The sequence below is a fragment of the Paraburkholderia steynii genome (genome assembly GCF_900100565.1).
GTDB lineage: Bacteria > Pseudomonadota > Gammaproteobacteria > Burkholderiales > Burkholderiaceae > Paraburkholderia > Paraburkholderia terrae.
The window spans coordinates 327,128-346,354 of sequence record NZ_FNDI01000008.1 but is presented as its reverse complement, the minus strand read 5'-3'; the positions used below and the strand labels follow the sequence as shown (position 1 = coordinate 346,354).

The following is a 19,227-nucleotide window of genomic DNA, read 5'->3' as shown; positions in this document are numbered from 1 at the left end:
TTTGCCTACTTTTCTTTGCGGCGGCAAAGAAAAGTAGGTGCCGCCCCGCACAGGGGCGACGCGTGAAGCACGCTAACAAAACGCGGATGCCAGCGAAAACGCAAACCCACAGGCGCAACGCGTGAAGCACGAAGGCAAAGCGCGGATGCCAGCGCAAACACGAGCAAACCAAACCCAACCCAACGCGCCCGCGCACCCCCCAAAACAACCACCCCAGCGTCGCAGACAAACAAAAAAAATCAAAAGATAACCGACACAACAATGGACAACCAAACCGCAATCATCCCAACCAGAAACATCCCCCGCGCGGAGCGCACCTTCTTATCATTCGTATCAGGCACGACGGGACTAGTCGCCACCCACGGCACGAGACCCAAAAACGCAAACCCAACAATCGCAAGCCCAGCAACGAACCTATCGGTAAGCGTCCAGTGGCCTCCTTCCTGGAGACCCCAATAGCCAAGAAAGATAATACCGATCGAGAACGTCGTCGCGGAAGCCGTACATAACGCTGGCACCGATCCTTGGGGAGTGGGCATGGTCCACCTCGCGTGATTCAGTGCCGTCGATTCTACTTCAGCTTCGCCGCGTTCTGGCCCCTCCGAGTTCTTACGCGGATAACCGCGCCAACCTCGCCTCATAAGCTTTCAGATGGCTGTACGCGATACGCAGTAACGACAGCGCCCCATCCTTCTGCGCGTCGCCGCCGCGCGCAATCAGATCGCCGACGATATGATCGGCCTCGATCCGCGACTGCCCTTCAATATCGCGCAGCATCGACGCCGTCAACGCCGAGCCATCCGCAAACAGAATGGTCTGCGCACGCGCATTCGACGCTTCGCCGATCGCATAACCGTTCGCCGCCGCGACCGCCTTGCACTCTGCCAATATGCCTTCGATCACACGGCGCCCGTCCGGTGTCTTCAGAATGTCGCCGATCGCGGCACGGTGCAAACAGGTGTTGGCCGCAAGCGTCGCCAGAAACACCCACTTCTCCCACATCTGCTGAAGGATGTTGTCGGACGCCGTCGAGTCGAAGCTCGCACCATCGAACGCCGATGCAACCGCTTGCACGCGCTCGCTCAATCCGCCGCCGAGCTCACCGAAGCCGATCGCATGCATGTCGTTCAGATGCACGATTTCGCGTTCGCGATTGAGCGTCGCGGCAATCACGCACTGCCCGCCCAATACCTTCGTCGCGCCGAATCGCTGCTTGAGCACATCGATATGACGCATGCCGTTCAGCACGGGCAGGATCATCGTCGATTCGCCGACAGCGGATTCGAACGATTCAATCGCATCGTCAAGGTTGTACGCCTTGCAGCTCAACAATACGAGATCGTATGGCTGCGTGATCTGATCCGCGAGCACGGTCTTCACGTCGCGCAATGTCACATCGCCGCGCGGACTTTTAATGACGAGCCCGAAGTGCCGCAGTTCTTCAGCGCGCTTTTCGCGCACGAGAAACGTGACATCGCGGCCCGCCTGCACAAGACGTCCGCCGAAGTATCCGCCCACAGCACCCGCGCCCACTACGAGAATTCGCATTGCTCCTCCGTTAGTCCGTTTGCCTGGCGTACGCCATGCGCATGAAGTATGTCCCAAATCGACGATGCCCGCAGCGGACTTGGGTGTCCCGCTGCGGGCATCAAAACAGCAACGAAAACCGCGTCAGACGATTTCCAGCGCGAGCGCGATGCCCTGCCCACCGCCGATGCACAACGTCACGATGCCGCGCTTGATGCCATCGCGGCGCATCGAATGGATGAGGCGCGTAGTGAGCACCGCACCCGTCGCGCCGATGGGATGACCATGCGCAATCGCGCCGCCTTCAACGTTGACGATGTCGAGCGCAAGCCCCAGCTTCTGCGCGACGGCAAGCGGCACGGCAGCAAAGGCCTCGTTGATCTCGACACGTTCGACGTCGCCGAGTTTCCAGCCCGCGCGCTCGAGCGCGATCTGCACGGCGGGAACGGGACCGAGGCCGAACATACCCGGCTCGACGGCTGCGATGCCGAACGAAACCAGACGCGCGGACGCTTCGATGCCATGCGCCTCTGCATAGTCACGCCCCGCGACGATCATCGCCGCAGCACCGCTATTGAGACCCGGCGCATTGCCTGCCGTGATCGTGCCATCGGGACGAAACGCGGGGCGCAGCTTCGCGAGCGTCTCGATCGTCGTGTCGGGACGCGGCTGCTCGTCGCGCGCAAACTGCACCGCGCCCTTGCGCCCCGCGATTTCGACGGCGACCAGTTCCGCGTCGAACACACCCCGCTCCTGTGCGGCAACAAAGCGCTGCTGCGAGCGCGCCGCCCATTCATCCTGCGCGGCGCGCGTCAGTTCGGCCTTGCTCACGAGGTCTTCTGTGTGCCAGCCAGAGTGCTCGTTCGAGAACGCATCGACGAGGCCGTCGCGCAACATGCTGTCATGCACTTGCGCATTGCCCATACGACTGCCCCAGCGTCCGCTTTCGAGCAGATACGGCGCGCGGTCCATGTTCTCCATGCCGCCCGCGACAGCCACGTCGCCGAGTCCGAGCGCGATCTCCTGCGCCGCCGACACGATCGCCTGCGCGCCCGAGCCGCACACGCGGTTCACCGTGAGCGCGGGCACCGAGACGGGCACGCCGCCGCCTATCGCCGCCTGGCGCGCCGGGTTCATCTTGTTCCCCGCCTGCACGACGTTACCCATCACCACCGACGACAACGCCTTCGCATCGAGCCCGCCGCGCCGCAGCGTCTCGCGCACGACAGCCGCGCCCAGCTGCACGGCAGGCACTTCTTTCAACGACCCGCCGAATGCGCCAATCGGCGTGCGGACGGGATGGGCAATCACAATATCGCGAGCATTCATCGCTATTCCTCAGGTTGAAGGACTACGCTTGCGTGCCTCGCGCAAACGAGGCACTTTCGTTCCGCTTTATTTCGCTTCGTTTCGCCTTAGTTAGCCGCGACATCCGTCGACGGCTTCGCCTTCGCAACATCGCTATTGGCCGGCGCATCCCAGCCACCGCCGAGCGACCGATACAGCGCAACAGCCGCCTGCGCATGCTCGCGCTTCGCCTGATTCAACGATTCCGCGTCGCGCAGATAGGCCTCTTGCGCATCGAGCACATCGAGGAAGCTCGACGCCCCGCCCTTGTACAGCTCAGTGGAAAGCTTCAGCGCCTGCCCCGACGCACCAAGCGCGCCGTCGAGTTTCTCGACCTGCGCGTCGCCGTTGACGAGATCGCTGCGCGTGTCCTCGATCTCCTTCAGCGCGTTCAGCATCGTCTGCTGCAAGCCGAGTTGCGATTCGCGCATGCGGCTCTCGTTCTGCTCGATGTGCGCGGTGATGCGGCCCGCGTTGAAGATCGGGCTCGTCGCGTTCAACGCCGCGCTGAACAGGTTGTCCGTCAACGTCGGCAGGCCGAGATACGACGACGCGAGAATGCCGTCGCTCAGGCTCAGATTGAACTTCGGATAGCGGTCCGCTCGCGCGACACCCACTTCGGCCGCGCGCTGCTCGACCGTCGCATAGGCGGTCCGTACATCGGGGCGGCGCAGCAACGCTTCGGATGGCAGCGTCTGCGGCACGCTTTGCGCGGGCACGGGAATCGGATGCGCCTCACTGAGCAACAGACTGTCGACGCTTTCCGGTGTGCGTCCCGAATACACCGCAATCAGGCTCATGTCGTGCTGAATGTCCGAGCGGATCTTCGGAAGCTGCGCCTGCAAATCCTGCAACTGGTTCTGCGCGCGCGCCACGTCGAGTTGTGTCGACAGCCCGTATTTCAGGCGCTGTTGCGTGAGCTTCAGCGCGCGAGCGCGGATTTCCTCGTTGTCGTTGACGATCTGCAATTGCGACTGCGCCCAGCGCAAGTCGATATACGCGGCGGCCGCATTCGCGGCCAGCGCGAGCCGCAATTCGTTCAGCGCCGATTGACGCCCCGACACCTGCGCCTGCGCCGCAAGCACCGCAAGACGTTCGCCGCCGAATACATCGGGCTGCCACGAAGCCGTCAAGCCGATGCCCGCCTGCTTCACATAGCCCAGCGGCGGCGGCGTATTCTGCCGCTCATACGCCGCCGTCGCGCCTGCATCGAGTTGCGGCGCGAGCGCTGCGCGCTGCTGCTTCGTGACCTGCTGCGCCTGCTTCACGCGCTCGACGGCGGCTTTCACGTCGAGGTTGTCGTTGAGCACGATGTCCACGAGCTTGTGCATGGTTGGGTCGCCGAATTGCGACCACCACTGGTCGGCATCCACGCTATCTTTCGGCGCGTCGACGCTCCACGCGTCTGGGGCGACGGTCTTCACCGTCTGCGGCAAGTCCGCGTGCGTCTCGGGCTGTACGGCACACGCAGCAAGCGTCATGGCGGCGGCAACGGCGAGCGCTTTGGCTACGATCGTTTTCATGTCGGGTCTTCCAATCATCGGATGTGTTGATGGCTTTCGCGTGGTTCAGTGCGTTTCAGTGCGCGTCCGGCGGCGGCGCGGTAAGACCGAAAGGCCGCGAGAACAGCACGCTGATCAGGCCCACTGCGAAGCACAGCGAGACCGCGAGGAACGTGTCGGAGAACGTCAGCACGAGCGCTTCGCGCATCAGTAGCGAATGCAGCGATGCGAGACCCGCCGATGCGCCGTTGATCACGTCGCCGCCGACCGCCGAGAAATGCGCGGCCTGATTGCGCAGCATCGCTTCGATCACCGGGCGGCCGGCCGTCACGTGTTCATCGAGCCGTTCGTAATGCAGGTTCAGGCGGTCGTTGAGCATCGTGCTGCACACCGCAATGCCGATCGCGCCACCCAGGTTACGCATCAGATTGAAGAGGCCGCTCGCCGACTTGAGCCGCGAAGGCGGCAGCGAACCGAGCGCCATCGTCACGATGGGCGGCACGCAGAATTGCTGGCCGACGCCACGCAGCACCTGCGGAATCAGCAGTTCGTGCCAGCCCCACTGGTTCGTCAGCGGCACATACAGGTAGCAGCCGACGCCGAAGCAGATCAGGCCGAACACCATCAGCAGTCGCATGTCGACCCTGCGTGCGAGAAACGAGTACGCCGTGAGCGCGACCAGTTGCGCGCAACCGACCGACAGCAGCGCGAGACCGATCTGCAGTGAATCGAAACCACGCACACGCGACAGAAACACGGGCGTCAGGAACACCGTGCAGAACAGGCCGATACCTGTGATAAACGACAACAGGCTGCCGATACCGAAGTTGCGAATTGCGAGCGCCCGCAGATCGACGATCGGCTCTTTCGCCGTGAACGCATGCACGAGGAACAGGAAGCCGCAGATCGCGCAGATCCACGCGCAGAACAGAATTGCGTTGTCGCCGAACCAGTTCTTGCGCGGCCCTTCTTCGAGCACATATTCGAGACAACCGAGAAAGCCCGACATCAGCACGATGCCCAGATAGTCACCCGTCTTGAGCAGCGAGACATCGGCGTGATCGACATTGACATAGCGCGGCACGAGCACCGTCACGAGCACGCCCGGCACGAGGTTCAGATAGAAGAGCCAGTGCCACGACCATTGATCGGTGATCCAGCCGCCAATCACGGGGCCGATCGTCGGTGCGAGCGACGCCAGCGCGCCGATCGTCGTCGCGGCGATGATCCGCTGCTTGCCAGGAAACAGCATGAAGGCGGTCGTGAACACGGTGGGGATCATCGCAGCGCCCGCTGCGCCTTGCAGGCCGCGAAACAGGATCATCGAGTTGATGTCCCACGCGAGCCCGCACAGCATGCTCGTGATCGTGAACCCCAACGCGGATGCCGCGAACACCCAACGCGTCGAGAACACGCGCGTGAGCCAGCCCGACATCGGAATCACCATGATCTCGGCGATCAGATACGCGGTCTGCACCCAGGAGAGTTCATCCTGACTCGCCGACAGGCCGCCGCCGATATCCTTCAGCGACGACGCCACGATCTGGATATCAAGCGTCGCCATGAAAAAGCCGAGGCACAGCAGCGAAAACGCGAAGACTTTGGTTGCGGTCGGCAGATCGGCCGGGTTCACGGGTGCGGATGTCGTCTTGCTCATGATGGTCGCGGCGTCCGTGGGTTACGAAGCCGAGCGGGCTGCGTCGTGGTTTGCGTCAGCTTCGCTGCGCAGATGCACCTTCACCGTCGCCGAGAGACCGGGGCGCAGCACACCTTGCATCTCCTTCGGCACCGTCAGGCGCACACGCACGGGCACGCGCTGCACGATCTTCGTGAAGTTGCCTGTCGCGTTCTCCGCGGGCAGCACGCTGAAGGTCGCACCCGTCGCCGGCGCCAAGCTCTCGACCACGCCTTCGATGGGATGGCTCGACGCATCCAGATCGACATCGACGGTGTCACCGACCTTCATCTTCTTTAACTGGTCTTCCTTGAAGTTCGCGTCGATCCACAGTCCGCTAGCGGGCACCACCGTCAGCAGCGACACGCCGACATTGGCCAGCACGCCCACGCGCGCCGTGCGATTGCCGACATAGCCGTCGATCGGCGCACGGATCGTCGTGTACTCGACGTTGAGCGCGGCGACACGTTGCGCCGCCACGGCCGTCGCGATGCGGGCATGCGCGTCGTTGATCTGCGCGTCGAGCACGGGCAACTGACGCTGCGCCGCCGTCAACGCGGCACTGCTGCGATCCACGGCGGCATGCGCTTTCGCGAGGTCCGCGTCCGCGCGTTCGACAACCTGGTTCGACACCGCATCGTCCTTCACGAGTTGGCGGTAACGCGCCGAGTCCGACGCGCTGCGTGTGAGTTCCGCGCCTGACGCCCGCACTTCGGCGGATTGCTCGTTGATCGTCGCGAGTTGCAGCGACTTCTTCGCTTCGAGCTCCGTCACGGCCGCTTCCGCGCTCGCGACTTCGGCATTGGCCTGCGCGAGTCGCGCATCGTAATCGCGCGCATCGAGGCGGATCAGCACCTGCCCCGCTTTCACATACTGGTTGTCCTGCACCAGCACGTCGTTGACGAAGCCGTTCACCTTCGGTGCAAGCACGGTGACGTCGCCGCCCACGTAGGCATCGTCGGTGGTTTCGACAAAGCGGCCCACGAAGAACCAGTACGATGCAGCCGCCGCGACAACGACGACGACGGTGATCACCGCCAGCAGCATCCACGGAATGCTGCGCGTCTGTTTTGCGGCGCCGACGACGCTCGGCGGAGCAATAGAAGGAGTTGTAGACATGGCTCTATGTGCGTATGCACTGGGAAACGTTGAAAAAAAGCGCCTGGAAGCGCCCGCTTTGTTGCCTGAAATCGTGAGCGTTAGCGCCTGGTCATGTCGAACAACTCTTCGCGCAGACTCGCTGCACGCTGCGGTCCGAAGCGCTGCTCGAATTCTTCCTGCGCCGCGAACCAGTGGTCGCGCGCCGCTTGCAACCGTTCTTCGCCTGCTGTCGTCAGCATCACCGTCAACACGCGGCGGTTGCTGCGCGACGCTTCCGTGAACACGAGCCCGTCGCGCTGCAGCGGCTGGATCGCGCGGACCAGCGTGGTGCGTTCCATCACCATCGAGTCGGCGAGTTCTTTCATCGTCATCCACTTGCGGCGGCGCAGCCGGCACATGATCGAAAACTGCGTGGTTTTCAGCCCCACCTGACCGAGATGACGGTCGTATAACTGCGTCACGTAGCGCGCCGCCTGGCGGATCGCAAAGCAGTCGTCGTTGGGCGAAACCTGTATTTCTTCAGTCTCAGTTTCTACGTGCATATGCACACCATTGAATCGATTTCGTCGAACGCGCGATGCAACGCGCAAAAAACAACCGGATTACGAGGTCAGATTGAACAGCTCGGCGCGCAACGCCTTGGCACGGCTGCGACCGAACTTGCTTTCGAATTCGTCCTGCGCGGCGCGCCACGCGATGGCGGCCTGCTCGAACGTATCCTTGCCCGTTTTCGACAGGCTGAACTGATAGGTGCGGCCGTCATGCTCGGACGGCTCGCTGAGCACGAGGCCGTCGCGCTGCAACGGCTTCAGCGCACGCACGAGCGTGGTGCGTTCCATCACCATCGTGTCGGCCAGTTCCACCATGGTCAGGCCCGGCTTGCGGGCGAGCTTCGCGACGATCGTGAACTGCGCCGCCGTCAGGCCAACCTGGCCCAGATGGCGTTCGTAGATCTGCGTGACGAACCGCGCCGCCTGGCGCAGTGCGAAACAGTTGCAATCGTCGTGAGAAATAGGCTTGCTCATGGGAAGGAAGTCTATATGTGCGTATGCACGCTGTCAAATCGCGTTGTGATGCGCCAGCTGAAATTCATTGTTGCTCACAGCGCCAACACGCTGACGGCGACCTCGACGCGATGCGCGCCGCCGCCAAGAATCATGCCGCGCAGCAGCGAGACGTCGCTGTAGTCGCGGCCGATCGCGAGCGTCACGTGGTCCATGTCGGCGAGCACATCGTTGGTCGGGTCCAGGTCGATCCAGCCGCTTTGCGGGCAATGCACCGACACCCATGCATGCGACGCATCGGCGCCGATCAGGCGCGGCTGTCCCGGCGGCGGATCGTTGCGCAGATAGCCGCTCACATAGCGCGCGGGCAGGCCGAGCGCGCGCAGGCAGCCGATCATCACCTGCGCGAAGTCCTGGCAGACGCCGCTTTTCATATCGAACGCACGTTCGGCGGGCGTATCGAACATCGTCGCCGACGGCTTGTAGTCGAAATCCGCGTAAATGCGGTGCATCAGATCGATTGCGCCCGCGACGATCGGCGTGCCGGGGCGGAAGCTGCGCAGTGCATAGTCGCGTAACGTTGGCTTGAGCGTGACATTCGGCGACGCGAAACGGAACTCGACCTGCGGATGACACTCGCCGCCCGCGCGAAACCGCAGCGAGTCCGCCACCTCTTCCCATTCGGGCGTCGCGTCGGGATCGAGATCGCGCCAGCGCGGCGTGAGCTGCACGGTCGTTTCGCTGACCATTTGCAGGCGTTCGTGCGGCGCATCGAGCGCGAAATACAGCACGTCATTGCCGAACGCGTCGATGCGGCTATGCAGATACGAAGGCGACGGCTCGATGCGCTCCGTATGCGTGACCACGCGCTGCCACGAGCACGCGAGCGGGCGAATGGTCGCGAGATGCTGCGCGGTTTCGACGAGCGTCGAATAGTGATAGGTCGTGCGATGCGACACGGATAGCAGGGTCTGCGCGTCTTTCATTGCGACACCTGCGCAGCCAGCGTGTTCGCGTGGCTGAAATAGCGCGCGCTGATTTCGTTGGCGGCTGCCGTCATGCTCATCGTGAGGCGGTCGCACAGCGTGATCAGTTCCTCGTACATGCCGGTGTCATCGGTCGTACACAACTGTTCCAGCGAGGGCAGCGTGCTCACGTCCGGCAGCATGTCGTTGAAACGCCGGTGGCGCGTGTTGCCTGCCGCCATCGAGATATCGTCCAGCTTCGAGCACAGCCGCGCATACACGCCGTACAGTCCGCGCGGATTAGTCGGCTCGATCACGAGCAGATCGATCAGCGCAGGCACTTCGAGGCGCCCCGGATACAGCGAGCGATACGTGAGCGTGCTGTCGAACAGTTGCAGCAGCAGATCGAACGCGGCGGGCGTCGCCAGCTGGCGCTGCATCGCGACGACGCGCAGTATCGACGTCATCGCCCACACGCGCTCGATGTGCCGGCCCGCGAACATCAGGCGCCACGCTTCGTCGCGCGTCATGCGGTCGCCTTGAGCGCCGCTGATCGCCGCGAGTTGCGTCGAAAGATGTTCGAGCGCGTTCATCAGCGACACGCGGTTGTAGCGCGCCTTGCCGCGCGACGACGCATTCGACGACACCGCCGCCGCCGGCGTCAGTTCGTGCAGCGCGTCGCGAAAGTCGTTGCGTGCGGCTAGCGTGATGCGCCAGTGATCGTTCGAAAGCCGGCCGCGTATCTCGCCGCTCGCGCGCGCCTGGCTCGCGAGATTCTGGCCGATGCTGTAAGCGCCCGTGTTTTCGTGCAGATTCGCGACCAGCGTGCGCTCGAACGCTCGCAGCGACTGGCCCGCCACGATGTCGCCCGATTGCACGAGGCCGTATTGCAGCGCGAGTTCCGCGAGCGTCCCGAACATGGTGTCCGCGCCGTTGCTTTCCAGCGAGCCGAGAATCAGCCGCAGCAGCCGTACGTTGTTTTCCGCGCGCTCGCCGTAGCGGCCGCTCCAGAACAGGTTCTCCGCCGCGCGGCTCGACACGGTGCGATGCTTACGCGCGAGATCCGCGGGCTTGAGCGGCGAAGGCAACAGCGTGAAGGTCGAATTCGGATGGCTGGACAGCACCCATGTATCGACGCTGCTGCCGCCGAACTGCATCGACACGGACGACTGCCGCTCCCCCGCGAGACGCGTGAAGCCGCCGGGCAGCACGTGCCAGTTGCCGTTCGCATCGGCGACAGCGATGGCGCGCAGCACGCTCGGCCGGTTGCCGAGCGTACCGTCTTCGTAGCGCGGCGTACACGAGTACGGCAGCGGCTGCTGGATCGTGAACGCATCGGGCGCGCGCTCGATGCGGCTCTTCCACGCGTCGAGCCGCTGCGCGCCAGGCGCGATGCCAGGCGGCCCGTCCGGCGTACGCGTGGGCCATGTCGGTTGCAGGAAGGCGTCGTCCATGTTCGCGAACGCGTGCTCGCGCGCGGCGTCCTCGCCGCACCACCACGTCGACACGCCGTTAAGCAACAGAGGCTCGTTCAGCAAGGTCTGCGCGATGCCCGGCAAAAAACCGTGCATCGCCGGCGATTCGAGGAAGCCCGAACCCGGCACGTTCGACACGATCACGTTGCCCGCGCGCATCACCTGCAACAGCCCCGGCACGCCGATCGTCGAATCGGCGCGCAGTTCGACGGGGTCGCAGAACGCATCGTCGAGGCGCCGCACGACGACATGCACGCGCTCCAGACCCGTGAGCGTCTTCAGATACAGCATGTCGTTGCGCACCGTCAGGTCTTTGCCTTCGACGAGCGTCACGCCCAGATAGCGCGCCAGGAACGCATGCTCGAAATACGTCTCTGCGAACGGCCCCGGCGTGAGCAGCGCGATATGCGGCGCGCTGTCCGTCTTGCCGTTGCGCATCGTCGCGCGCGCCCATTCGGCGAGCGTCGCGATCAGCGTGGAGAACGTCGGCGCAAGGCGGCTCACGCGCATTTCGCGGAACGCGTCGGCGAATACGCTCGACACGATCATGCGGTTTTCCAGTGCATAGCCGAGGCCCGAGGGCACTTCGGTGCGATGCGACACGACCGTCCACTCGCCGTTGGGCGCGCGCGCCAGATCGACGCCGATCACCTGCAGGAACTGGCCGGCCGGCGGCGCGAAGCCCTTCACGGCGCGCAGATAGCCGGGGTGCCCATAGACGAGCGCGGGGGGCAGCTTGCCTTGCTGCAACAACATCTGCGGACCGTACACATCAGCGACGATCGCGTTGAGCAATTGCGCGCGCTGCTTCACGCCGCGCTCGATATGCGCCCACTCGTCTTCGCCGATGATGAACGGCAGCAGGTCGAGCGACCACGGACGCGGCTCGCCCTTGTCCGCGTAGACGTTGTACGTGATGTCGTTGTCGCGCACCTGCTGGGCGATCGATGCTCGCCCCGGCTCCAGACCCGCGATGCCTTCCTCGCCGAGCAGTTCGAAAAAGCGCCGCCACGGCTCGCGCAGCGCGCCCGATTCGTCGCGCAGTTCGTCCCAGTGGCCTTCGCGCACGTCGAGCAGCGGCAGCGAGCGCAGCAGCGCCAGCGCGTCGGTATGGCCTGCTGCCGCTTCGAACGGAAAGGTCGATTGAAAAGCCAAGATGTCGTCGCGAGTCTGTCGTTATGGGTCTAAGGTTGAAGCAGCGGCTTACCAGTGCCGCAAATCCAGCGTGAACGGAAACTCCAGGCTGCGCGGCGGCGCTTGCGTCACCAGCGGCCCCGGCGTGTGGCCCGTCGTGAAGAAGCGCGAGCGTCGCCGGCTTTCCGCTTCGTACGCGTTCACCGGGAACGTCTGATAGTTGCGTCCGCCCGGATGAGCGACATGATACTGGCATCCGCCGATCGAGCGGCCCGTCCAGGTATCGACGACATCGAACGTCAGCGGTGCGTGTACGCCTATCGTAGGATGCAGCGATGACGACTGCGCCCATGCGCGGAAGCGCACGCCCGCGACGAATTCGCTGATGCGGCCCGTCGGTTGCAGCGGCAGGGCTACGCCATTGACGCTCACCACATGGCGATTGTCGTTCAGCCCCAACACCTTCACTTCGAGCCGCTCCACCGACGAATCGACGTACCGCACCGTACCGCCCGCCGCGCCCTCTTCGCCCATCACGTGCCAAGGCTCCAGCGCGCCGCTGATGGTCAACGACATGCCGTTCGCGTGCATCTCGCCGATGGCCGGGAAACGGAACGCGAAGTGCGGCGCGAACCATTCGCTGTCGAACGCGTAACCCGCGCCGCGCAGATCGGCGAGCACGTCGTCGAAATCCATCTGCACGAACGTGCCGAGCAGGAAGCGGTCGTGCAAGCCGGTGCCCCAGCGCGTGAGGCGCGTGGTGTACGGCGTCTTCCAGAACTTCGCGACCAGCGCGCGCAGCAGCAGTTGCTGCACGAGACTCATGCGCGAGTGCGGCGGCATTTCGAAGCCGCGCAGTTCGAGCAGGCCAAGTCGGCCCGTCGGGCCATCGGGCGAATAGAGCTTGTCGATGCAGAACTCGGCGCGGTGCGTGTTGCCCGTCACGTCGATCAGGATGTTGCGCAGCGCGCGGTCGATCATCCACGGCGGCAATTGCGCGCTACCCTGGCCACCGAGCAGATCGATCTGCCGTTGCAGTTCGCTGAACGCCAGTTCCAGCTCGTAGACCTGATCGTTACGAGCTTCGTCGATACGTGGCGCCTGGCTGGTCGGCCCGATGAACAGCCCCGAAAACAGGTAAGACAGCGACGGATGGTTGTGCCAGTACGCGACGAGGCTGGCGAGCAGATCCGGGCGGCGCAGAAACGGACTGTCGGCAGGCGTCGCGCCGCCGAGTACGAAGTGATTGCCTCCGCCCGTGCCCGCATGGCGGCCGTCGAGCATGAACTTCTCGGTGCTCAGATACGTCTCGTGCGCGGCGTTGTAGAGGAACTCGGTGTGATCGACGAGTTCGTCCCAGTTCTTCGCCGGATGGATGTTGACTTCGATCACGCCGGGATCGGGCGTCACCTGCAGCACATGCAGACGCGGATCGCGCGGCGGCGGATAGCCTTCGATCACGACGGGCATCTTCAGCTCGGCGGCCGTGGCTTCGATCGCGGCAAGCAGGTCGAGATAGTCGTCGACTTCAGTGAGCGGCGGCATGAATACGTGCAGCAGCGCACGCCCATCGCCCAACGCGTCGGCCTCCACTTTCGGGCCCGCTGCGCGCGCCGGACTGCGCACCTCGACGCACAGTGCCGTGCGGATCAGCGATGCTGCCGATTCGCCACGCTCGGGAAGGCGGTCCTGAGGCAGCGTGCCTGTGCCGGGGCCAGTTGTGCCCGTGCCTCTTGCAACGCCTGGTTCGGCACCGCCGCGAGCGTCATACGACACGCCTTCATACTGCATCCGCAATTGCGCCGACGTGCGCAGCGGCGCGGGTTCCGCAAACGGATCGTGCGCATGCTGGTACGGATAATCTTCCTCCGCAACCCACGGCAGCGAATCGAGCGGCAGGCGCAACCCCATCGGCGAATCGCCGGGAATCAGATACATGCGCGCGTCGCGGAAGAACCATGCGCCGCTCGTCCAGCCCGGACCGTTCGTCGCGCGGGCCAGCGGCAGCACGTAACCCGTCACACCCGACAGCCCCGCCTCGAACACGCGGCGCAGCCGCACGCGCTCCATTTCGTCGTCGAGACGCGAATCGAACGGATCGACGTTGACGGGCAAACGACGCTCGCGCCACAGGTAGTACCACGTGTCCTCGTAACCAGGCTGCGCGTACTCGCTGTCGACGGACAGCTTGCCGGCAAGCCGCGTGATGAAGCGGTGCGCATCGTCGGATGTATAGCGGCCGGGGCTGCGCTCGTCAGCGAACAGCGCCGGGTCTTTCCAGCACGGCTCGCCATCCGCGCGCCAGTAGAGCGACAGCGCCCAGCGCGGCAACTGCTCGCCCGGATACCACTTGCCCTGGCCGATATGCAGAAAGCCGTTCGCGCCGTAATGGCCGCGCAGCTTGTCCATCAGCGCGACGGCATAACCGCGCTTGGTCGGGCCGAGCGCGTCGGTGTTCCATTCGGCGGCGTCGCGGTCGCGCACCGACACGAAAGTCGGCTCGCCGCCCATCGTCAAGCGCACGTCCATCGCGCCGAGCTGGCTGTCGACGTGCGCGCCCATCGTCAGCACGCGGTCCCACGCGGCTTCCGTATAGGGCTTCGTCACGCGCGGCGTTTCGAGCACGCGCGTGATCGACATCGCGTGCTCGAACTCGACTTCGGACTGGTCGACGGCGCCCGAAATCGGTGCGGCGCTGCCCGGCTCCGGCGTACACGCAACGGGAATATGGCCCTCGCCCGCGAGCAGGCCCGAGGTCGGATCGAGGCCGATCCAGCCCGCGCCGGGCAGGAAAACTTCGCACCACGCATGCAGGTCAGTGAAATCGTATTCGGTGCCGCTCGGGCCATCGAGCGACTTGGTATCGGGCGCAAGCTGAAGCAGGTAGCCCGACACGAAGCGCGCCGCCAGCCCCAGCTGGCGCAGCGTCTCGACCAGCAGCCAGCCCGAATCGCGACACGAGCCCGACCCATTGACTAGCGTTTCCTCGGGCGTCTGCACGCCCGGCTCCATCCGGATCAGATAGCGGATATCGTGCTGCAGACGCTGGTTCAGCTCGACGAGGAAATCCGCTGTGACGCGCGGCGAACGGTCGATGCTCGCGACGAACTCCTTGAAGCGCGGCGTCATTTCGCGTTTGACGAGATACGGCGCCAGTTCGGCCGCAAGCTCAGGCGCGTATTCGAACGGAAACTTTTCGGCGGCCGGCTCAAGGAAGAAATCGAACGGATTGTAGACGGCCATTTCCGCGACGAGATCGACCGTGATCTTGAACTCGGGCGTGCGCTCGGGAAACACGAGCCGCGCCTGGTAGTTCGCGAAGGCGTCCTGCTGCCAGTTGATGAAGTGCAGTTCCGGCTCGACGCGCATCGAGTACGACAGGATCGGCGTGCGGCAATGCGGCGCCGGGCGCAACCGCACGACCTGCGGCGACAATCCGACGAGACGGTCATAGCGGTAATGCGTGACATGGTTCAGCGCGACACGTATGGACACTCCGGACTCCTGGGCGGGAAAGACCGATAAGGGGGCAGACGCGAAAAGCAAGCTCTATGCCGTTGAGCGTGAAAAGGCTGCGGGTGCTGCGTTTGCATCTATCGCATTGTCACGTGGCGGCCTCATGCTTCAAAGGGCTTCGAATGTCAAAGCACGCGTGCCACGCGACCGACCACACGCACCAAAGCGGCGCATGCGGCGGGGCGATCACGCACGTAATGTGCGCAAGACCCACGACGTTTATAGCGGAGCGGCATGAAGATTGCGGGAACCCACGCGCGTCGCGTTTCCACGGTCACGGCGCCATGCACGGCCGCCGGACACCCATCTCATCCACTGCACGACGACATAAACGTAAACGGATTGAAGCGATGAAAGCCTTCCATTGCAACCGATGCGACCAGCGCGTGTTCTTCGAGAACGTATTGTGCGAGCGCTGCGAGGCGCTGCTCGGCTACGTGCCCGAACTGGCCGAAATCAGTGCGTTCGAAGACGCGGGCGACGGCCAGTGGCGCAGCCTGCATCCCGACGTCAAAGGCAAGCTGTACCGTCAATGCCACAACTACGCGGTCGAGAACATCTGCAACTGGATGCTGCCCGCCGACGATCCCGAAACGCTGTGCCGCTCATGCCGTCTCACGCACACGATCCCGAATCTCGCGGAACCGAACAACCGGCTCTACTGGTACCGGCTGGAGACCGCGAAGCGCCGCCTGCTCTATACGCTCGACTCGCTGGGCCTCGCGATCGAATCGCGCCAGGTCGATCCCGACAACGGCCTCGAATTCGACTTCCGCGAAAATACGGGCGACGGCGAAGCGGTGATGACGGGACATGACAACGGCCGCATCACGCTGAACGTGGCCGAAGCCGACGACGCGCACCGCGAGAAAGTCCGCACCGACATGCGCGAGCCGTATCGAACGCTGCTCGGGCATTTCCGCCACGAGTCGGGGCACTACTACTTCGAGAAGCTGGTTGCGGGAACGCACTGGCTCAAGCCGTTTCGCGAACGCTTCGGCGACGACCAGGCCGACTATCGCGAAGCGATGGACGCCTACTATCGCAACGGCGCGCCCGCCGACTGGGAAAACAGATTCATCAGCGCGTACGCGACGATGCATCCGTGGGAAGACTGGGCCGAAACGTGGGCGCACTATCTGATGATCGTCGAGGTGCTCGATACGTCGACGGCATACGGGCTTGCGCTGCTGCCGCCCGCGCCGAACGAGCCGTCCCTGACCGACCAGACGCCCGTCGAGGAAGCGAGCTTCGATAACCTGATGAAGCGCTGGTTTCCGCTGACGGACGTGCTGAACAGCCTGAACCGCAGTCTCGGCATGCCGGACGGTTATCCATTCGCGCTGGCGCCGCCCGTCGTCGACAAGCTGCGTTTCGTGCATCGCGTGATCGCGCAGGTGTCGGCGCGCAAGTAGTCACGCACAAGCCGCGCACGCGCGGCCAGCCTCGCGTTGCAGCCTGCGCGAACGCGCGTTACTTCTTCTGCAGCAGGGTCTTCAGCTCTTCGACGTTCTCTTCGACACGCTTCGCGATCACCGCATACGAATCGGCCTGCGTGCGATACGCGGCTTGCGTGAGCTGCTGCATGTCCGCGAGCGCTTTGTGCAGCGTCTGCTGGACGAGTTCCGCGGTCTGCGCCGACGGCACGCCGCCGGACGCTGCCTGCTTCTGCGCGACGTCCTGCAACTCGGATAGCGTCGAACGCAGCATTTCGGCCTGCTTTTGCGCGAGCGCCTGGATGCCCTGCACGGCCGTCTGATTGGCGGCAATCAGGGCCTCGACGTCCTTGCGACGCGCTTCCATCACGGCCGGCACGTCGAATCCGGGTAGCTTGAACTGTTCGAACAGCTTGTTGAACTCGGCGAACGGATTGGCGGCGTCAAAGGGTTCCATGCTTGATCTCCACAGGGTGCTTCGGTGGGTTGGGCATGTGCCTCGAAGGCTTGACGCAGGCACATGGCACGATCATGCCCGTTAATGCGGCAATGCGCCAGCGAGCAACACGGATGCCAGCAGCCACGGCGGCCATGCTATGCCCATTTCATATCACGTTATGATGCAGTGCAACGACGCACGGCTTACGGGTTTTCCCTGCATTTGCAGGCCCGACAAGCGTCCGCTGGGCGGGCGTTGCGCGGGATTTATATCACGTTGGCATATATCCATGACGACAAGTTGTTTCCTTTCTGACAGCTTTTCCCTTAACTTACGCCTGCCCGATTCCCTCAACAGAACAATATCTTGACCCGTTCCCCTTTTTTCCAGTGGCTGGCGCGCTTTTATCCCGCCGCGATGAACGTCAAATGGCCCGAGCGCATGCGCTCGGCGCTCGGTGCGTTGATTGGCATTGCGTTCACGGGCGGCAGCATGCATCTGCTGCTCGGTCCGAACGTGAACATTCCGCTGCTGGTCGCGCCGATGGGCGCGTCGGCCGTGCTGCTGTTCGGCGTGCCCGCCAGTCCGCTCGCGCAACCGTGGTCGATCATCGGCGGCAATCTGGTGTCGGCGACGGTGGGCGTGGCCTGCGCGATGCTGATCTCCGACCCTGTCGCAGCGGCGGCGCTCGCGGTGGGCGTGGCGATCGCCGCGATGTTCGCGCTGCGCTGCGTACACCCGCCGTCGGGCGCCGTCGCGTTGACGGCCGTGGTCGGCGGACCCGCCATTCATGCGCTCGGCTTTCGCTTCGTGCTCGAGCCGATCCTGATCCAGTCGGCGGCGCTGCTCGGCGCGGCGCTCGTCTATCACGCGGTGACGGGCCACCGCTATCCGCACGCGACGCGCGCCGCGCCGTCCGTGCCGCAAGCGCCCGCATCCGGCAACAGCATCACGCGCGCCGACCTCGAAGCCGTGCTGAACCGACGCGGCGAACTGCTCGACATCGACCCTGAAGACCTCGAAACGCTGTTTCGCGAAACGCAGTTGCAGGCCTACGCGCGCACCTTCAGCGAACTGGCATGCCGCGACGTGATGTCCGCGCCCGTCGTCAGCGTCACGCCCGATAGCACGTTGCGCGCCGCAGCGGACCTGTTGCAGCGTCACTCGATCAAGGCGCTGCCCGTCGTGGACAAGCGTCAGCACGTGGCGGGCATCGTCACGCGCGCCGATCTCGCGAACAAGCCGAAAAGCGCGGACCTGCGCCTGATGGAAGCGCTGTCGGCACGTCTCTTCAAGCGCGACGCGACCCGCGGACGGCTCGTCAGCACCGTCATGACGACGCACGTGCGCACCGTCTCGACCAGCACGCCGATCGTCGAACTGGTGCCGCTCTTCGCCGACGACGGCCACCACCACATTCCCGTGATCGACTCGCACGACAGACTGGTCGGCATCATCACGCAGTCCGATCTGATCGCGGGTCTGTACCGGCAGACGCAGATGCAGGCTCAAGCTCAAGGTCAGGTGCAACAGCGTCCCGCCGCCTGAGCGCGGCCGTCTCACGCCGCTGAATTAAAAGCCCTGAAGATACCGGATGGCGATGCGCAGGCATCGCCATTTATATCATTTTGTGATAGATTTTTTGTTTTCCCTTGCGCGACCATCGACATGAAAGTTCTGACACGCACGTTGAACAAGGCGGACTACGAACAGCTCTCTGAGTTTCGCTATCAGATGCGGCGCTTCGAGCGCTTCTCCGAGCAGGCCGCGCAGGGCGAGGGCATTACACCGTTGCAATATCTGTTGCTGCTGCATATCAAGGGCTATCCCGATCGCGAATGGGCCACCATCGGCGAACTGGCGGAGCGGCTGCAGGCGCAGCATCACGGCGTGGTCGCGCTGGTATCGCGCTGCGAAGCGCTCGAACTGGTCAAGCGCAAGATCAGCGAGACCGACCGCCGCCAGGTGGAGGTGCATCTGCTGAAGGCAGGAGAAAAGGTGCTGGCGCGGCTTGCGGAACTGCATCGCGCCGAGCTGCGCTCGCTCAAGGGCGCGTTCACGATTCCGCAAATCGATCTCTGATTCCGGCCTCTGGCCAGCAAGCGA

At 64.0% G+C, this 19,227-nt stretch carries 15 protein-coding genes; 3 read left to right on the top strand and 12 right to left on the bottom strand.

The genetic code is table 11. From position 1 onward, the window contains the following. Positions 1–239: 239 nt before the first annotated feature. From BLT65_RS17415 to BLT65_RS17365, 11 genes are all read right to left on the bottom strand, one after another. Positions 240–539, bottom strand: coding sequence for a hypothetical protein (locus BLT65_RS17415; RefSeq protein WP_042314385.1), 300 nt, complete (start codon positions 537–539; stop codon positions 240–242). A 70-nt stretch (positions 540–609) separates the two neighbouring features. Further along, on the bottom strand, positions 610–1,548 hold the full coding sequence (panE, locus tag BLT65_RS17410; protein ID WP_042314384.1) for a 2-dehydropantoate 2-reductase: 939 nt from the start codon (positions 1,546–1,548) through the stop codon (positions 610–612). A 123-nt stretch (positions 1,549–1,671) separates the two neighbouring features. Then, positions 1,672–2,856 carry a thiolase family protein gene (locus BLT65_RS17405; RefSeq protein WP_091779415.1) on the bottom strand — a complete coding sequence of 395 codons (1,185 nt, stop codon included), beginning with the start codon at positions 2,854–2,856 and terminating at the stop codon, positions 1,672–1,674. A gap of 86 nt (positions 2,857–2,942) precedes the next feature. Then, on the bottom strand, positions 2,943–4,397 hold the full coding sequence (locus tag BLT65_RS17400; RefSeq protein WP_091779413.1) for an efflux transporter outer membrane subunit: 1,455 nt from the start codon (positions 4,395–4,397) through the stop codon (positions 2,943–2,945). A 55-nt stretch (positions 4,398–4,452) separates the two neighbouring features. Next, entirely contained in the window at positions 4,453–6,033 is a 1,581-nt protein-coding gene (locus tag BLT65_RS17395; RefSeq protein WP_042314381.1) for a DHA2 family efflux MFS transporter permease subunit, read from the bottom strand. A gap of 21 nt (positions 6,034–6,054) precedes the next feature. Then, complete coding sequence (locus BLT65_RS17390) at positions 6,055–7,170, bottom strand: HlyD family secretion protein (RefSeq protein WP_091779411.1); 1,116 nt, start codon at positions 7,168–7,170, stop codon at positions 6,055–6,057. An 80-nt stretch (positions 7,171–7,250) separates the two neighbouring features. Next, positions 7,251–7,694, bottom strand: a complete 444-nt coding sequence (locus tag BLT65_RS17385) for a MarR family winged helix-turn-helix transcriptional regulator (RefSeq protein WP_091779409.1) — start codon at positions 7,692–7,694, stop codon at positions 7,251–7,253. A 60-nt stretch (positions 7,695–7,754) separates the two neighbouring features. Continuing rightward, complete coding sequence (locus BLT65_RS17380) at positions 7,755–8,177, bottom strand: MarR family winged helix-turn-helix transcriptional regulator (RefSeq protein ID WP_091779407.1); 423 nt, start codon at positions 8,175–8,177, stop codon at positions 7,755–7,757. 74 nt (positions 8,178–8,251) lie between these two features. Next, positions 8,252–9,142 (bottom strand): transglutaminase family protein, encoded by an 891-nt coding sequence (locus BLT65_RS17375; protein WP_042314377.1) that lies wholly within the window; start codon positions 9,140–9,142, stop codon positions 8,252–8,254. Further along, a complete protein-coding gene (locus BLT65_RS17370; protein WP_091779405.1) occupies positions 9,139–11,751 on the bottom strand; it encodes a circularly permuted type 2 ATP-grasp protein in 2,613 nt (870 codons plus the stop codon). Before BLT65_RS17370 ends, BLT65_RS17375 begins: the two co-directional genes overlap by 4 nt. A 48-nt stretch (positions 11,752–11,799) precedes the next feature. After that, positions 11,800–15,225, bottom strand: a complete 3,426-nt coding sequence (locus tag BLT65_RS17365) for a transglutaminase family protein (protein WP_091779404.1) — start codon at positions 15,223–15,225, stop codon at positions 11,800–11,802. A 371-nt stretch (positions 15,226–15,596) separates the two neighbouring features. Between BLT65_RS17365 and BLT65_RS17360 the strand changes: the two genes are divergently transcribed. After that, positions 15,597–16,661, top strand: a complete 1,065-nt coding sequence (locus BLT65_RS17360) for a zinc-binding metallopeptidase family protein (protein ID WP_091779402.1) — start codon at positions 15,597–15,599, stop codon at positions 16,659–16,661. 58 nt (positions 16,662–16,719) lie between these two features. Here the strand turns inward: BLT65_RS17360 and BLT65_RS17355 are convergent, their stop codons facing one another. Beyond that, positions 16,720–17,139: a phasin family protein gene (locus BLT65_RS17355; RefSeq protein ID WP_042314373.1), complete on the bottom strand. Its 420-nt coding sequence runs from the start codon at positions 17,137–17,139 to the stop codon at positions 16,720–16,722. Between the two features lie 399 nt (positions 17,140–17,538). Between BLT65_RS17355 and BLT65_RS17350 the strand changes: the two genes are divergently transcribed. Both BLT65_RS17350 and BLT65_RS17345 read left to right on the top strand, forming a co-directional pair. Then, positions 17,539–18,669 (top strand): HPP family protein, encoded by a 1,131-nt coding sequence (locus tag BLT65_RS17350; RefSeq protein WP_091779400.1) that lies wholly within the window; start codon positions 17,539–17,541, stop codon positions 18,667–18,669. 120 nt (positions 18,670–18,789) lie between these two features. Next, on the top strand, positions 18,790–19,203 hold the full coding sequence (locus BLT65_RS17345; protein ID WP_036000194.1) for a MarR family winged helix-turn-helix transcriptional regulator: 414 nt from the start codon (positions 18,790–18,792) through the stop codon (positions 19,201–19,203). The last annotated feature ends 24 nt before the right edge of the window (positions 19,204–19,227 follow it).